Annotated in this window: 12 protein-coding genes; all 12 read right to left on the reverse strand. The window is 69.3% G+C overall.

The window, feature by feature from the left end; translation table 11 throughout:
* Positions 1-3: 3 nt before the first annotated feature.
* Positions 4-1,320: an MlaD family protein gene (locus I4I81_RS11275; RefSeq protein ID WP_218600750.1), complete on the reverse strand. Its 1,317-nt coding sequence runs from the start codon at positions 1,318-1,320 to the stop codon at positions 4-6.
* Positions 1,317-2,669 carry an MlaD family protein gene (locus tag I4I81_RS11280; protein ID WP_218600751.1) on the reverse strand — a complete coding sequence of 451 codons (1,353 nt, stop codon included), beginning with the start codon at positions 2,667-2,669 and terminating at the stop codon, positions 1,317-1,319. Before I4I81_RS11280 ends, I4I81_RS11275 begins: the two co-directional genes overlap by 4 nt.
* Positions 2,669-3,964, reverse strand: a complete 1,296-nt coding sequence (locus tag I4I81_RS11285) for an MlaD family protein (RefSeq protein ID WP_218600752.1) — start codon at positions 3,962-3,964, stop codon at positions 2,669-2,671. The genes I4I81_RS11280 and I4I81_RS11285 overlap by 1 nt, the downstream gene beginning before the upstream one ends.
* The gene (locus I4I81_RS11290) at positions 3,964-5,334 is read right to left on the reverse strand and encodes an MlaD family protein (protein ID WP_218600753.1); all 1,371 of its coding nucleotides are present in this window, start codon (positions 5,332-5,334) and stop codon (positions 3,964-3,966) included. The genes I4I81_RS11285 and I4I81_RS11290 overlap by 1 nt, the downstream gene beginning before the upstream one ends.
* Positions 5,331-6,494 (reverse strand): MlaD family protein, encoded by a 1,164-nt coding sequence (locus tag I4I81_RS11295; protein WP_225924543.1) that lies wholly within the window; start codon positions 6,492-6,494, stop codon positions 5,331-5,333. The genes I4I81_RS11290 and I4I81_RS11295 overlap by 4 nt, the downstream gene beginning before the upstream one ends.
* A gap of 78 nt (positions 6,495-6,572) precedes the next feature.
* Positions 6,573-7,316: an ABC transporter ATP-binding protein gene (locus I4I81_RS11300; protein ID WP_372453508.1), complete on the reverse strand. Its 744-nt coding sequence runs from the start codon at positions 7,314-7,316 to the stop codon at positions 6,573-6,575.
* Between the two features lie 138 nt (positions 7,317-7,454).
* Positions 7,455-8,309, reverse strand: a complete 855-nt coding sequence (locus tag I4I81_RS11305; protein WP_226363883.1) for an ABC transporter permease — start codon at positions 8,307-8,309, stop codon at positions 7,455-7,457.
* Positions 8,306-9,145 (reverse strand): MlaE family ABC transporter permease, encoded by an 840-nt coding sequence (locus tag I4I81_RS11310; RefSeq protein ID WP_225924544.1) that lies wholly within the window; start codon positions 9,143-9,145, stop codon positions 8,306-8,308. Before I4I81_RS11310 ends, I4I81_RS11305 begins: the two co-directional genes overlap by 4 nt.
* Positions 9,142-9,561, reverse strand: a complete 420-nt coding sequence (locus I4I81_RS11315) for a hypothetical protein (RefSeq protein ID WP_218600756.1) — start codon at positions 9,559-9,561, stop codon at positions 9,142-9,144. The genes I4I81_RS11310 and I4I81_RS11315 overlap by 4 nt, the downstream gene beginning before the upstream one ends.
* Positions 9,562-10,213: 652 nt before the next feature.
* Positions 10,214-11,899 (reverse strand): PucR family transcriptional regulator, encoded by a 1,686-nt coding sequence (locus I4I81_RS11320; protein ID WP_218600757.1) that lies wholly within the window; start codon positions 11,897-11,899, stop codon positions 10,214-10,216.
* Positions 11,900-12,008: 109 nt separating this feature from the next.
* Positions 12,009-12,515: a styrene monooxygenase NADH-dependent flavin reductase subunit StyB gene (gene styB / locus I4I81_RS11325; protein ID WP_218600758.1), complete on the reverse strand. Its 507-nt coding sequence runs from the start codon at positions 12,513-12,515 to the stop codon at positions 12,009-12,011.
* A 40-nt stretch (positions 12,516-12,555) separates the two neighbouring features.
* The gene (gene styA / locus I4I81_RS11330; RefSeq protein ID WP_226363884.1) at positions 12,556-13,830 is read right to left on the reverse strand and encodes a styrene monooxygenase subunit StyA; all 1,275 of its coding nucleotides are present in this window, start codon (positions 13,828-13,830) and stop codon (positions 12,556-12,558) included.
* Between the last annotated feature and the right edge of the window lie 15 nt (positions 13,831-13,845).

Here is a 13,845-nt window from a genome sequence, read left to right on the forward strand (position 1 = left end):
CACCTAGTTGTCCGGCAGCGGGTTGGGAAGCGTGAGCGGTGGCGCACCGGCGCCACCCGGCGGCTCGAAGAGCTCCGGCCGGTTCTCCAGCAGACCGGTCAGCCCGGTCAGCGATTCGGGGCTGTACTGCTGCATGCCGCGGAGGATGCCGCCGTTGCTGTCCCGGAGGCTGTAGGCCGACGTGGTGTTGAACACGAAGGCCTGCAGGTCGACGAGGTACGGCAGCGAGTACGCGGTGAGGTACTCGAGCCGTTCGGTGCTCGCCTTCAGGTCGGGCAGTGCGGCGTTCAGGTCGCCCACGATCGGTCGCAGGTCGTCGACGACCGGTCGGGCGTTCTCGAGGACGGGACGCGCCGTGTCCACGATCTCACCGGCGCGGTCGACGACGCCGGTGACCCGCGAGAGCGAGTCCGGCAGGGAGTCGCTGGCCTCCCGAAGGTTGTCGAGGGTGGGGTCGAGCTGTTCGCTGAGCTCCAGGACGCCGCCCGTCGCCGCGCGCAGCTGGTCGGAGAGTCCGGGGAGCTCGGTCAGGACCGCGTCGATGTCGCCGCTGCGTTCCCCTGTCACGCGCAGCGTCGCCTGCATCGACGCGGCGAGACGCGCCAGCCGCTCGTCGTTCTCGCCGGCCGCCTCGGCGATCTGGGCCAGCGCCGTCATGAGGCGTTCGAGCGCGTCGCGGCGGGTCTGCAGCGCCACGTTCACCGGCTCCATGCGCTGGACCAGGCCGTCGGCCGCCTGGAGACCGGCGGGCAGCGCCTGCGGCGCGTTCGCCAGCGCGGCGTCGGACTCGGCCAACAGTGTCGTCAGCGCAGACTGCACGTTGGCGTCCAGGTGTCCGAACACCTCGTCCACCTGCACCGGACGGACGCTGGCACTGGCCGGTAGCACATCGCCCTCGGCCAGTTCGCGGGCCGGCGGCCCGCCCGGCGACAGCTCGATGTACATCTCGTTCAACGGGCTCTTCGGCCGGAGGACGAGGCGCGCGTTCTCGTACACGCGGTACTCCGGGTCCAGCGTGAGGTTCAGGGCCGCGTCACCGTTGTCGGTGACCGATGCGCTGCGGATCTCCCCTACCTTCACGCCGGCGATGCGCACCTCCTGCCCGTTGCCCGGGCTGATCGCGGGAGCCTGGTCGAAGGTGGCGGTGAACTCGAAATGCTGCTCCCACGGCCAGCTGGCCCGGGCCTGGCTGAAGATGTAGCCGCCGACGACGGCCGAGAGCAGGAGCAGGCCGGCCACGACCACGACGTTGCGCAGCAGGCCGGGCTCGTTGCGCGCGTGGTCCAGGGCCCTGGTGAACATGTTCGCCTTCGTCTTCATCGACCTGCCCCTTCCGCGTCCGGGTTCTGGAAGCCGGCCAGGTTGGCGAAGAGCTGCTCCAGGCTGACCGGTGTGCCGGAGACGGTCGCCGCGCCGAACCCGGGCTGGAAACCGACCGTTGCGCCGTTGGCGTCGGTCGCCTTGGAGGCCCGATCGATGCTGGAGACCATGAAACCGAGCTCCTCGTAGAGCGGTTTGCCGTCACCACCCGACCCCTCGTAGGGGCCGGTGCCCTCGTAGGGCGAGAGCACGGTGTCGACGATCGGACCGTTGACCCGCTCCAGGACCGGGCCGCGGACGTCGTCGAGCACGTCCGTGCCGCGCTCGCTGGCGGGGACCAGGTCCTCCACGAGGGGGCGCGTGTCGGCGAGGACCTCACGCAGGTCACGCACGACCGGGAGCGCCGCGACCAGAACCGGATCCGCGTGCTCGATCAGCGTGCCGAGCTCGCCCACCACGCCGCGGGCGGGGTCGGCGGTCTCCCGCAGCTTCGCGAGGGTCGTGTCCAGCCGGCGCAGACCGGCGTCGGTCGTCTGCAGCGTCGCGGGGAGATCGGCCAACAGCTCCGACACGTCCTGGCTGCGGGTCCCGAGCACCCGACTGGTCGTCGCCAGGTCACCGACGATGGCGTCGAGCTGCCCTTCGTTGCGGCTCAAGGTGACGGCGGCGGACTCGATCCCGCTCACCACCCGGGTCAGGTCGCCCGTGTTCGAACCCTGGGCGGCCCGCAGCACGTCCGCGCCCGGTCCGAGCGCGCCGGGTGCGTTCTGGACGAGACCCTCCAGGGCCTCGCGCCCACCATCACGCAGCGCCTGGTCCAGACGGTCGGTCGACGACCGCACCCCGGCCCGGGCGTCGGGCTGCAGCGTGGCGGAGATCCGGTCGAGCTCGACCGGGACAGAGGTGCGTTCGACCGGGATCTCCCCGGTGAACGGGTCACCGTGCAGCCCGCCCGGGACGACCTCCAGGTAGTAGTTGCCGCCCAGGATGATCGTCGGTCGGATGGCGGCGCTCGGAGCGGAGCCGACCTTGTCCGCCATCCCCGGCTCGAGCTTCACCTCGACGAGGGCCGAGCCGTCCGGCAGGCGTTCGATGTCGGAGACCCGACCCACCTTCACCCCGCCGACCTTCACGGGCGTGACGTACGTCCGGAGCCGGTAGTCCTGGGCGAAGTGGATGGTCATCGTGTCGCCGGGCGTGAGCTCGACGGTCAGCATGTCCTTCTGGAACATCACGTAGCCGACACCCAACGTCAGCACGAGGGCCAGTACGCCGATGCCGAAGGTCGAGGACGCCCAACGACGCGCCGGGCTTCGGCCTTCAGCGCCGGGGCGCAGTGTGGGAGTCATCAGTTGTCTCCGTTCGACGGCACGGGCAACGAACCGGTGCTGTCCTCGCCGGCCTCGCCTGGAGCCGGGTAGGGGTTGCGGGCCACGAACGGGTCCTCGATTCCCGCCTGTCCCGTCACCGACTCCGTGTGCGGGATCAGGGTCACCCGCAGGTGGCGGCTGTCGGGGTCGCCCGGGCCGTCGTCGCCCCGGCTCAGCGCGTCCGCCCAGTTGGTGAAGAAGAGGCCGATGTCCGGCGCGTAGGGAGCGAGCGTGGTCAGGAAGGGGTTCGCACTGGCGAGGGCCTCGGCCGCTCGGGGCGCGAAGGGGCGCGCGTCGACCATCGTCGTGGTCAGCGCCTCGACAGCCGGCACGGCCTGCTCGGCCACGTCGGGCAGCCGGTCGAGCGGCGGAACGCTCTCCACCAGCACCCCGCGCAGATCCGGCGTGCTCGCCCCGAGACCTTCGGCACCCGGACGCAGATCGGCCATCGCCACATCCAGATCGGACAGCGGAGGCTGGAGTGCCACCATCGCCTCGCGGGCCTCGCGCAGTGTCGCCGGCGCGCGGTCGAGCGCCTGGGCCAACGGCTCGCCGCCGTCCGCGTCGATCGCGGACAGGGTGGTCGCCAGCTGACCGGTGAGGGACGCGAGCTGGTCCTGGCGGCCCTCGAAACGGGCGGACAGCCGGTCGGCGGCCGCCAACATCGCGGTGAGGTCACGACCCTCGTCCTCGGCCAGTGCGCGTGACACCGTGCCGAGATCCGGGAGCAGGTCCGGTGCGGTGGTGAGGATGTCCTGCAGGTCGCCACCGTGCCCGGCCAGGCCGCCGCCGGTCTCGCGCAGCGTGGACGCCATGGCCGCTCGCGTCGGCTCGTCGAACAGGGAGAAGAGCGAGTCGAGGTTCTCCGACGACACGGTCTGCGACACCGGGATCGCGTCGGACCCGAGCTCGCCCGCGTCCGGGGTGCCGGGGTCGACGTTCACGATGCGCTGGCCGAGGGCGGAGCGACTGTCCACCGACGCCGTGGCGTTGCGGTAGATGTCCCGGTCACCGTCGAAACCGAGGGTGACCGCGGAGCGCCCGTCGACGAGCTGCACATCGTCGACCCGCCCGGCGCGGGCACGCGCGATTCGCACGTCGTCGCCGGGCCGAAGGCCCCCGGTGTCCTCGAACATCGCGGTCACGAGGGTGCGGTCCGCTCCGGGAAGCCCCTTGTGCGCGTTGATGCCGCTGTAGAGGGATACGGCGAAGAACGCGAGGACGACGACTCCGACGAGCAGCGCGCGGGTGTCCCCACTTCTCGGTCCGGCCATCAGTTGTCTCCCAAGAGGTAGGAGAGGGCGTCGCCCTCCTGCTCGGGGTCGAGCCCCGTGACACCACCGTCGGCGCCGCTGCCGGGCTGGAGGATGCCGCCCATCGGCGCGCCCTCCGGGGTGATGCCGGGCAACGGCAGGCCGGCGGCGCCGTCCTCGTCCGGGTTGCCGTCGATCAATGGCGCCGCAGGCGGCAGCGCACGCGTGATCTGGTCGGTGTTGACCGTGACGAGCGCGCGGAAGTAGTGCGACAGACCGTCATGGCCGTTCGTCGTCAGGGCCCACCCCTCGATGAAGCTCCAGAAGCTGGGTAGCGCATCGGCGAACTCGTTGACGACCGGTGCCAGAGCGCCGGCCGTACCGCGCAGATCGGGACCGGCCGGCCGAAGGGCGGCCGTCACCGGTCGGGCCGCGGCGAGCAGCTCCGCCGCCCGCTCCAGCACCGGATCGGCGCTCGCCAGCGCCGGGTCGGCGGAATCGGCGAACCTCTGCAGTTCCGCCGAGATCTCGCTGAGGTCGTCGGTCACCGGTCGCATCGCCCTGAGCGACGGGGTCGTGGATCGCGTGACGCCGGCGAGGTCCTCGAGGGCCGCGCGGGCCGCGGCGAGGGTCGACGGCATCTCGATGAGCGTCGCCTCGAGTGCCTCCTGCCGGTCGGCCGTCGTGGCCAGCAGCATGTCGGCGGAGGTGACCAGCTGGTCCAGGCGCTGGCCGTCCTCGGTGGCGAGCGCCCCCGCCACCGGCTCGGCGTTCTCGATGAGCCGGGTCAACAACTCGGTCTGGCCTTCGAGGACGGACACCAGCTCCTCGGTGTCGCCCAGGGCCGGGGCCAGCGCGACGATCGCCGCGTCGGCGTTCGCGCCGTTGCCCTGCATCCCCTCGCCCAGGGTCGACACCGTGGCGCCGAGTGCGCCCGCCGTGGGGTCGTCGAGGGCGTTGAGGATCTGGTCGAGATCCGGGGGCTGCTCGGTCTGCGATGACGGGAGCGCCTCCCCCGGGGCCAGGACGGGCGTGTCCGGAGACCCGCGGTCCAGGTCGAGGTAGCGCTCACCGAGGAGGCTGACCGGGCGGATCGTCAGCCGCGCGTCCCGATGCACCGGAAGGGCGGAGGGCTCGATGGTCATCGTCACCCGGGACTCGGTGCCGACGACCTCCATCGTGTCGATCCTTCCGACGGGCACGCCACCGACCTGCACGTCGTTGCCCTCCAGCAGAGGGCTGGCGTCGGCGAACATCGCGACGAGCTGGTTGTCGGCGGCGGCGTACTGCACAGGGACGGTCGCGGCCGTCGCGGCCGCGGCGGCGGCGAGGGTGAGGACCACGACGCGGAGCCGCACCATGAGCCAGGTCCGGGTTGCGGAGGTGATCATCGTGCGCCACTTCCGTACGCGTCGGTCCACGGCTGGCCCTCGAGGGCACCGGGCGGCGAGTAGGGGTCCTTGACCACCCCTGGAGGAGCCACGCCCGGGTTGGCGTTGAGTGAGGTGGGCCCCGCCATGATCAGGGAGCGCATGTAGTGCCCGTTCGTGTCGTAGTTGGCCGTCGCCGACGCCCAGTTCGACATCCAGCCGAGCGCCTCGGGGGTGTAGGGACGTAGGAAGGTGAGCGCCGGCGTCAGATCGGTGAGGGCCGAGTCCAGACCGGGGAGTACAGCGTCGGCACTGTCGAGGAGTGCCGGGGTGCGCTGCAGCAGCGTCGACAGCGAGTCCATGGTCGGGCGCAGCTCGGCGACCGCGGGCCGGAGCTCCTGGAGCACCGGAGTGAGGTTGCGGGCGAACTGCGGTAGCTGCGACGTGACCGGCCGCAGGTCCTCCAGCAGCGGGTTGGTCAGCTCCACGGTCTCCGGGACCGTCGCGAGGGTTCGCTCAGCGGTGCCGAGCGTGCCGGGCAGCTGCTGCAGCGCGGAGTCCAGCTGCTGTCGCTGTCGCGCGGTGGCGTTCGCCGCCGTCGACAACTCGGTGACGATCGTCCGGACGTCTGCATCGCGCTCGATCAGGATGTCGAGGACGTTGCCGGTGTGACCCACCAGCTGCGTGATCGCCTCGCCGTCCGTCCCCAGGGCGCGTAGTACCTCGCCGAGTTCCTCGAGAGCCGGGCCGGCGGTCCCGATCGTGGAGTTGACGGCCTCCTCGTTCCCGGCGACGGTCGTCTCCAGCTCGCGGACCAGCGATGCGAAGTCGGCCCGGGTGTCGGGGTCGAGCGTCGACAGGACGCGGTCGACCTCGATCGGCTCGTCCATCGCACCCTCGACCGTCCCGCCGTCGGCGATGGCGGGAGCGTCTGCCGGCCCGTCCTCGACTGCGAGGTAGCGCTCGCCCAGCACCGCCCGCCATTCGACGGTCACCGCAGCTCCCTCGTGGAGCGGCGCGAACTCCGGGTTCAGCACGAGATCGAGGATCGCCCTGCCGTCCTCTGCGCGGATGCGGTCGACGGACCCGGCCTCGAACCCCTTGACGAGGACGACGCCACCCTCGATCAGGTTGGGCGCGGTGGGCAGCGCAACGCTGACGCGGTAGGGACCTGCGTCCATGAAGGACCACGCGCCGGCGGTCAGAGCCCCTACCAGGAGCACCGGGATGAGCCAGACACTCAGAATTCGCTGCACTGGTCAGTCCATTCCCAGTGGGCCGGCGGACTCACCGGAGAGGAACTGACGCACGAAGGGGTCGTCCGAGGCGAATGCCGCTTCGGCCTCGCCGTAGTGGACGACCTGGCCCTTCCAGATCAGACCGACGTAGTCGCTGACCTTTCGAGCCGTTCGGATGTCGTGCGTGACGACCATGTAGGTGCCCTTGTGCTCCTGGTGCATCTGCAGGATCAGATCGTTGAGCAGGCTCGTCCGCACCGGGTCGAGGCCGGAGTCCGGCTCGTCGAAGAGCACGATGTCCGGGTTCATGACCAGCGCCCGGGCGAACCCGGCCCGCTTCCGCATACCGCCGGAGACCTCACTCGGGAACTTCTTCACCGCCGCTTCGAGACCGACCTCGGAGAGCCGCTCCATCACGAGCTCCCGGATCTCGGGCTCTCGCATGCCGGTGTGCTTGCGCAGGGGGAAGGCAGTGTTGTCGTAGACGTTCATGGATCCGAACAGCGCGCCGTCCTGGAACAGGACTCCGAACTTCTTCCGCAGCTCGCGGCGCTCTGCTTCACTGATCTTCCAGATGTCCTGTCCGAAGATCAGGATGTCGCCACGATCGGGAGCGAGCAGACCGACGAGGTGCTTGATGAGCACACTCTTGCCGGTACCCGACGGGCCCAGGATGGTGGTGATGGCGTTGTCCGCGAAATCCAGGTTCATCCCGCGCAGGATGTGGGTGGAACCGAACGACTTGTGAACGTCGCGCACCCGCATGGAGTGCACTTCGCCGTCTGCGGTGGCCGGCACGAAATGATCGGGGCGTGACCTGACCACTGTCCGCGTGATCCCGACCGGATTTGTCTGTTCTACGTCGTACATGACAGCGCCGACCTCCTCAATCTGTCGTACCGGCTAGTTGGCGATGGGGGCGTTGGGAGCCAGGCCCCAGAACAATTGGGTGCCCAACGTGCTGATGATGTGAACGAGCACCATGTTCACCATCATCGATTTCGCGGTGGCGTTGCCGACGCCGACGGGACCACCCGAGGCGTTGTACCCGTAGAAGCACGCGACAAAGATCACGCAGGTGCCCATCGCCATGACCTTCAGCGTCGCGTAGATGATGTCCAGCGGATTCTGGTAGAGCCAGAAGATGTAGAGGTAACCTCCGGAGGACACCTCCCCGAGCTGCACCACGACGACGAGGTACATGGCGATGTACGACATGCCGAGGCCGACGATGAACAGGAACGGCATCGCGAGCCAGGCCGCGACGATCCGGGTCCCCACCAGGTAGCTGCGGGAGTTGACCCCCATGACCTCCATGGCATCGATCTCGTCGGAGATGCGCATGGACCCGATCTCGGCGACGAGACCGCATCCGACCTTCGCGGCGAAGATGTATGCCCACATGTAGGGCGACATCTCCCGAAGTCCGCAGTAGTCGGTGAAGATCCCGGAATAGAGCGGCGCCCCGACCTGCTTCAGGGTGTAGCTCGCCTCGGTGGCGCACATGGTGCCGACCATGAACTGCATGAACCAGACGATGAGGCCACTCGACAGGATCAGGATCCCGGCCTGGTGGAAGATCTCGCCGACATGATGACGCAGCTCGGGCATGTGCCGGATCGTTCCGACCGAGAACTTCGCGATCTCGCCGAAGGTGGCGATCGGCTGCTTCATCCGGTCAGCCGGCGGTGTGCGACGCGACGGGGTTTCGGCCGCACCGAGCGGCGACTTCTCGGGCCGAGGCAGCTGGATGGTCACTTGAACACCTGCATCTCCGGATTGAGGCCGAGCAACAAGGCGGTGTAGACGTAGTTGAAGACCCAGATCGCGGCGAACGCGGTGACGACCGCGACATTCACTGCGCGACCGACACCGATCGGACCACCCTTCGCCCGCATTCCGAAGAAGGCGCAGACCACGGCGATCAGCAACCCGAAGAACAGCGACTTGACGACGCTCCCCCAGATGTCCGGTGTCGTGGCGTTCGCGAAGAAGTTACTGACGTAGGCAGCAGGGTTGGCACCGAGGTACACCGATGCGATGAAGCCGCCGATGACCCCGAAGAGCAGTGCGATGATGTCGAGCAACGCAGTCATGACGGTGACCGCGATGACGCGTGGCAGGATCAGCGTCCGAATGGGATCGACCCCGAGCACCTCCATCGCGTCGATCTCCTCGCGGATACGACGCGCACCGAGGTCCGCCGTCATCGCGGTTCCCATCACGCCGGCCACGATCATCGCGTTGATCCACGGCGCGAACTCGCGAACGCTGGCCATCAGGAAGAACGAGCCCAGCCGGTCAGGGATACCGAAGAGCAGATAGATGTTGCCGCCTTGCAGACCCGGTGCGCCGAATCCGAACGCTGTGGTCGAGACGATGACCGGGATCCAGCACAGCCGGAGGGTGTCGAACATCTGATCGCGGACATCGGTCCAGTACCCGATCGGATGGCGGATCGCGCTGTAGAGCACGGCACCGAGGAACAAGGTCATCTCGCCGGCCATCCGAACCGGCATTCCCAGATCGGGGAGCGTTCTGCGGACCTTGATCCGCGTTGCGGGTACCGCCCTGTCCGCCGTCGTCGCGGTCATGCCGCAGCCCGGTTCCGACCGCACGGCCACGTCGCCGACGCCGGTCGCGGGCCCGAGAGGCGCTTGCGGGCCAGGACGGTCGCCGCGCCGGCGACGGGAGCGAGCAGACAGAGTGCCCACAGGCGGGCCGACGAGAGCACGATCGGCCCGAACATCAGGAACGGGGCGGCGAGTGAGTAGGTGAGGAGCCCGACGAGCGCGCCGTTCAGCAGGGGCCGTGATGCCGGGTCGATCCGCATGCCCGCGACCGCGACCGCGACCACGGTGGCGAGGTAGGGCCAGCCGCCGGCCACGGGGCCCGACACCATGGCGACCGCCGGGGTGACGAGGACACCGAGAATGAGCACGGTGAAACCGAGCGACGCGCCGCGCACCATGCCGTTCGAGTCGATCGCACCGACGGTGGACGGCGCCACCGCTCGTCGTGCGTCGCGCACACCCGGCCCGCGTACAGCGTTGGATGGTCGGTGACGGGTCATGACTATCGGCTCTCCTTCGTCGGGCACGCGGCGGCCGCAGACTGGATCTCGACCGTGCGGATCGATCAACGGTGGGCGTGAGCGTCACCGGATGCAGCACCGTGAGAGGTAGACACCGACCGGGGCCGGGGACGGGCTCAGGGCTACCGGAGCAGCCGCGTCGGGTTGGGGACGGGCGCAACTCCCGATGCATCCGAATGTTCGGTCGGTTGCATCAACACTTGAAGGTTGTCATCCACGGGAACCTCGGTCATCGACACCGCTAGACCAAACGGAGAACCAACGTTCGTCCGACTGTGACGACATCCCCTGTGCTGGATCGGATGCACAGGCCGCTGACGTGCGGATGCGGCACGTCGGGCCGGACTGCCAACGCCGCACGCACTGACCCGACCGAGCAGTCTCGACCTGCCGGGCACCGGGCAGCACACCACCGCAGTCGTGGCGTGGGCCAGTCCCGTACTCGTCCGGACGACACCGCACCCCGACCCGGGTGGAACCGGTGGCGACTCAGGGGCCCCGACCGTTCAGGGGGACGCACATCCGCGTGAGGCGGATCGAGCAGCAGAGGCGACGCCCCCGGTCCCGATCAGTCCTGGCAGTCGTTCAGCGTCGTCCTGATGTTGAGGAGCTTCAGTGCGAGGCGCAGGTTGAAGGCCACATCGGGATCGCGCATGTCGACCCCGAGGATCTCCTCGATCCTCTTCGCGCGGTACTTGAGGGTGGAGATGTGGATGAACAGCGAGCTCGCTGCGTCGACCATCGTCGCCCGATCGAGCAGCTGTCCCAGCGTCTGGGTGAGTTGTGCTCCGGCGGCGGCGTCGTACTCGGTCAGCGGCCCGAGCCAGTGACTCACGAACCGGTCCAACCGCAGACCGTCGGACTCGGAGAACAGCAGTCCGAAGACGCCGAGATCGTCGCTCGAGATCGCTCGCATCGTTCGTCCGGTGCGACGGAGCACGTCGGCTGCTCGCCTGGCCTCCAGGATGGCCGGCGCGACCGCGGCCGGGCCCTGGCACGCGGGGCTGATTCCGCAGGTCACGATCAACCCGGCGCGTCCGGCTGCTGCGATCGCGCGCTTGACCGGGGACCCGGGACGGGCGGGGCCGTCGTCCGGATCGAGTACGACGACGTGCCCGTCCGAGAGTGCCACCATGGCAGTCGGTCCGGTGCTCGTGCCGCTGCGGAACTCCTCCTGCACCACCTTCTCGAGCCGAACCGGGTCCGCCTCGTCGGACGATTCCGCGAGAGCGAACACGATGCAGCGCACCCGCGCATTGAGGTCGTGACCCAGGGCCGCCGCCCGTACCGCGACCCCGGAGAGCTCGCTGGCCCGCAGCAGATCGGCCACGATGGCGGCACGTCGACGTGCCGGCTCCTCGTGGGAGTTCACACGCATCTTCAACAGCCAGGACAGGATCGTCGCGGCCTGCCGTAGCACCGCCCGCGCCCGCGGGGTGTCGGACAGGATCTCGGCGACGAGGTAGTCGGCCTGCCCGACGGTGGTCTGCACGGATATCACGCCCCGCAGACCACGACCGTCTCGTGCCGGCAGAACGGTGACGATGCCGGGCGACGCGGTGGGCAGGAGGACCTCGCGCTCGCGCCGGCTCGTGGCGTCGAGGGCGACACGGTCGGAGGCTCCGATCGAGTCGACCACGATGAGCCGCGCGGTCTGCATCACCACCGATCCGCCGAGCAGCTCCGCGACCCGCTCCAGGAGGCACCGGACGGTCGGTCGCTCGTCGCCGTCGGCGGCGAAGGCGTGCAGCAGGTCCTCCTGCTCCTCCGAACCGAGTCCGACGGCCTCGGCCGGAACAGCATCCGCTGCTCGTGGCGCACACGCGTCGGCCTGGCCCTCGGCCAACTGGCTGATCTCGCAGAGGACGTCCATGTCCGGGGCGGTGTCGGTCAGGAGTTGGATCCGGCCGACCACGCGCCCGCGCCTCGCGAGGGGCAGCATCGCGGAGAACTGGAGGGTCTCGTGGCCGCCGCCACGCTGCGCCTCGACCGCGATGTTCGAGCCGAGAACGTTCCCCGCCAGCCGCTCGAACAACAGCGCGGTGGTCCAGTCCGGGCGTCCGCACAGTGACTCGGGGCGACCGCCGACCGGCACGTAGGAGCAGGCGACCACGTCGAGCACGAGGTCGTGTACCGCGTCGTGAACTGTCTGGAGCACCGCACGCAGCCATCTCGCCTCGTATAGACCCCACAGGTCCGTTGCCGGCTCCTCGACGATGACGATATGCGGGACGATCGTGGCGGGGAGCGCCATGCTGACCGGTTCTCCTTACACGTTCATGGGCGCGCGGCGACCGTGTGAGAGCGAATCGGTTCCGGCGGCGTCGCCAGGGGGTGTCGGGGTTCGCGAGGTGCGGGTCCGCTCAGGACGTCCTGGACCGGCCCAACGCGGGCCTGTGGTACTGACTGCCGAAGAACAGCAGCGGAGATCCGCCGTTGCTGCCGCAGGCCAGGACGCGTGCGACGAAGACCGTGTGGTCGTGCACCTCGAACCTCTGGATCACCTCGCACTCGAACCACGCGAGGCAGTCCACCAGCGTCGGGACCCGGTCACGGATGGTGAACTCCGGGGTGTCGGCGTAGCGCTTGCCCGCGAAGTAGTCCGAGCAGTGCTGCTGTTCCTCGGTCAGGACGCTCGCCCCGAAGTGACCGTTGCCGGTGATGAACTGGTGGGCTCGGCCGGCCATGAGGGACACCATGACCGTCGGTGGCTTCACGCTGACCGACGTGAAGCTGTTGACCGTGGCCCCGTGCACCGCGTAGTCGAACTCGGTGCAGCTCATCTCGGGGTCGGTGCAGCTGATCACCGCGACGCCGGTGGCGAACTGCCCGACCTGCTGGCGGAACTGCTGGGAATCCAATGTCAACATCGCGACTACACCGTCCTCGACGTGTTCGTTTTCGAGTTGTTCAGCCGACGAGAGCCGGTACGGCGGCGTCGTCCGTTGCGGAGGCCGTCTCAGCGACCCAGGCGGCGGTGCGGCCCGGCGAGGCGAAACGGTCCCACTGTCGCTCGGGGTAGTTGAAGCCGTCGGTGAACTCGTCGGCGAGCGGGCGGCTGCGGCTCATGGCCTGCACGAAACCCAGGAACTCGGGCGGCAGCGTCCGCAGCGTGTCCAGCATGAAGTTGGTCCAGCGGGTCGCCGAGAGGACACGGTCCCCGCGGCGGTGCTCGACGTGCTCGACGAACCGGTGGTCGAGCACGTCCTGCGCGACGATCTCCTCACCGAGGATCCACGCGGCGTAGGACGCCATGTTCCCGCCCTGGCCGAGCACCGGATCGACCGTGGCCTGCACGTCGCCGAGCGCGACGGCCAGGACGCCGTTGTCGAGGACGATGTGCGAGCGACGCACGGCGGGCGTGACGCCGCCCTGCAGGATGTCGAGCGGGCCGTTGGCGAGGTCGAAATCGCGCTCGTCCTCGATCCGCTCGGCCGTCATCGGGTAGTGCGCCCGGAGCTTGCCGAGGGCCAGCGCCCTGAAGGCCTTGGGGTCGTCGTCGTACCGGGTCTGGGCGAGCACCTCGAGGTCACCGCCGGGGTGGTTCTCGAAGACCAGGGCGCTGGCCATGCCGCCGAAGGTCAGGAACGGGATCTCGATCATCTCGCCCGCCCCGGGTGAGGCGGACCAGACGACCGCGCGGGTCGGCAGCTGGCTGATGCCGCGGAACACCCCGACGCAGAGCTGGCGCTGGGGCCGGTCGAACGGCGAGTGCTCGGGGACCCGGCCGAACATCTGCCCGAACGGCCCCTTGCCCGTGCAGACGACGAGCAGGTCGAACCGGGCGGCCAGGGGCGCGACGTCGTCGTGCACGATCTGCCGGATCTCGATCTTCCCGCCCCGGTCCAGGAACTCCTCCATGAGCCGGGGGTGGTAGATCCGGTAGTCGACGGCCCGGCTCGGCGACTTGTAGTCGCCGTAGAACCGCAGCGGCTCCGGGCCGCCCACGTAGTAGTGGTGGCCGAAGTAGCCGTGGTCCTCGGTCGGCCAGAAGTCGACACCGAGGGCCCGCTCACGCTCGACGGTCACCGCGTGGTGAGCGACGGTGTTGGGGAGACGCGACCCGGCGTAGTCGTCCGGCGCCAGGTCGGTGACGATGGTGACGTCGACTCCGTGCCGGCGCAGGTGGAGGCCGAGCTGTAGGCCCGCGGTACCCGCACCGATGATCCCGATTCGCTTGGTCACGTGCATCTCCCTTCA

Source organism: Pseudonocardia abyssalis (assembly GCF_019263705.2).
GTDB lineage: Bacteria > Actinomycetota > Actinomycetes > Mycobacteriales > Pseudonocardiaceae > Pseudonocardia > Pseudonocardia abyssalis.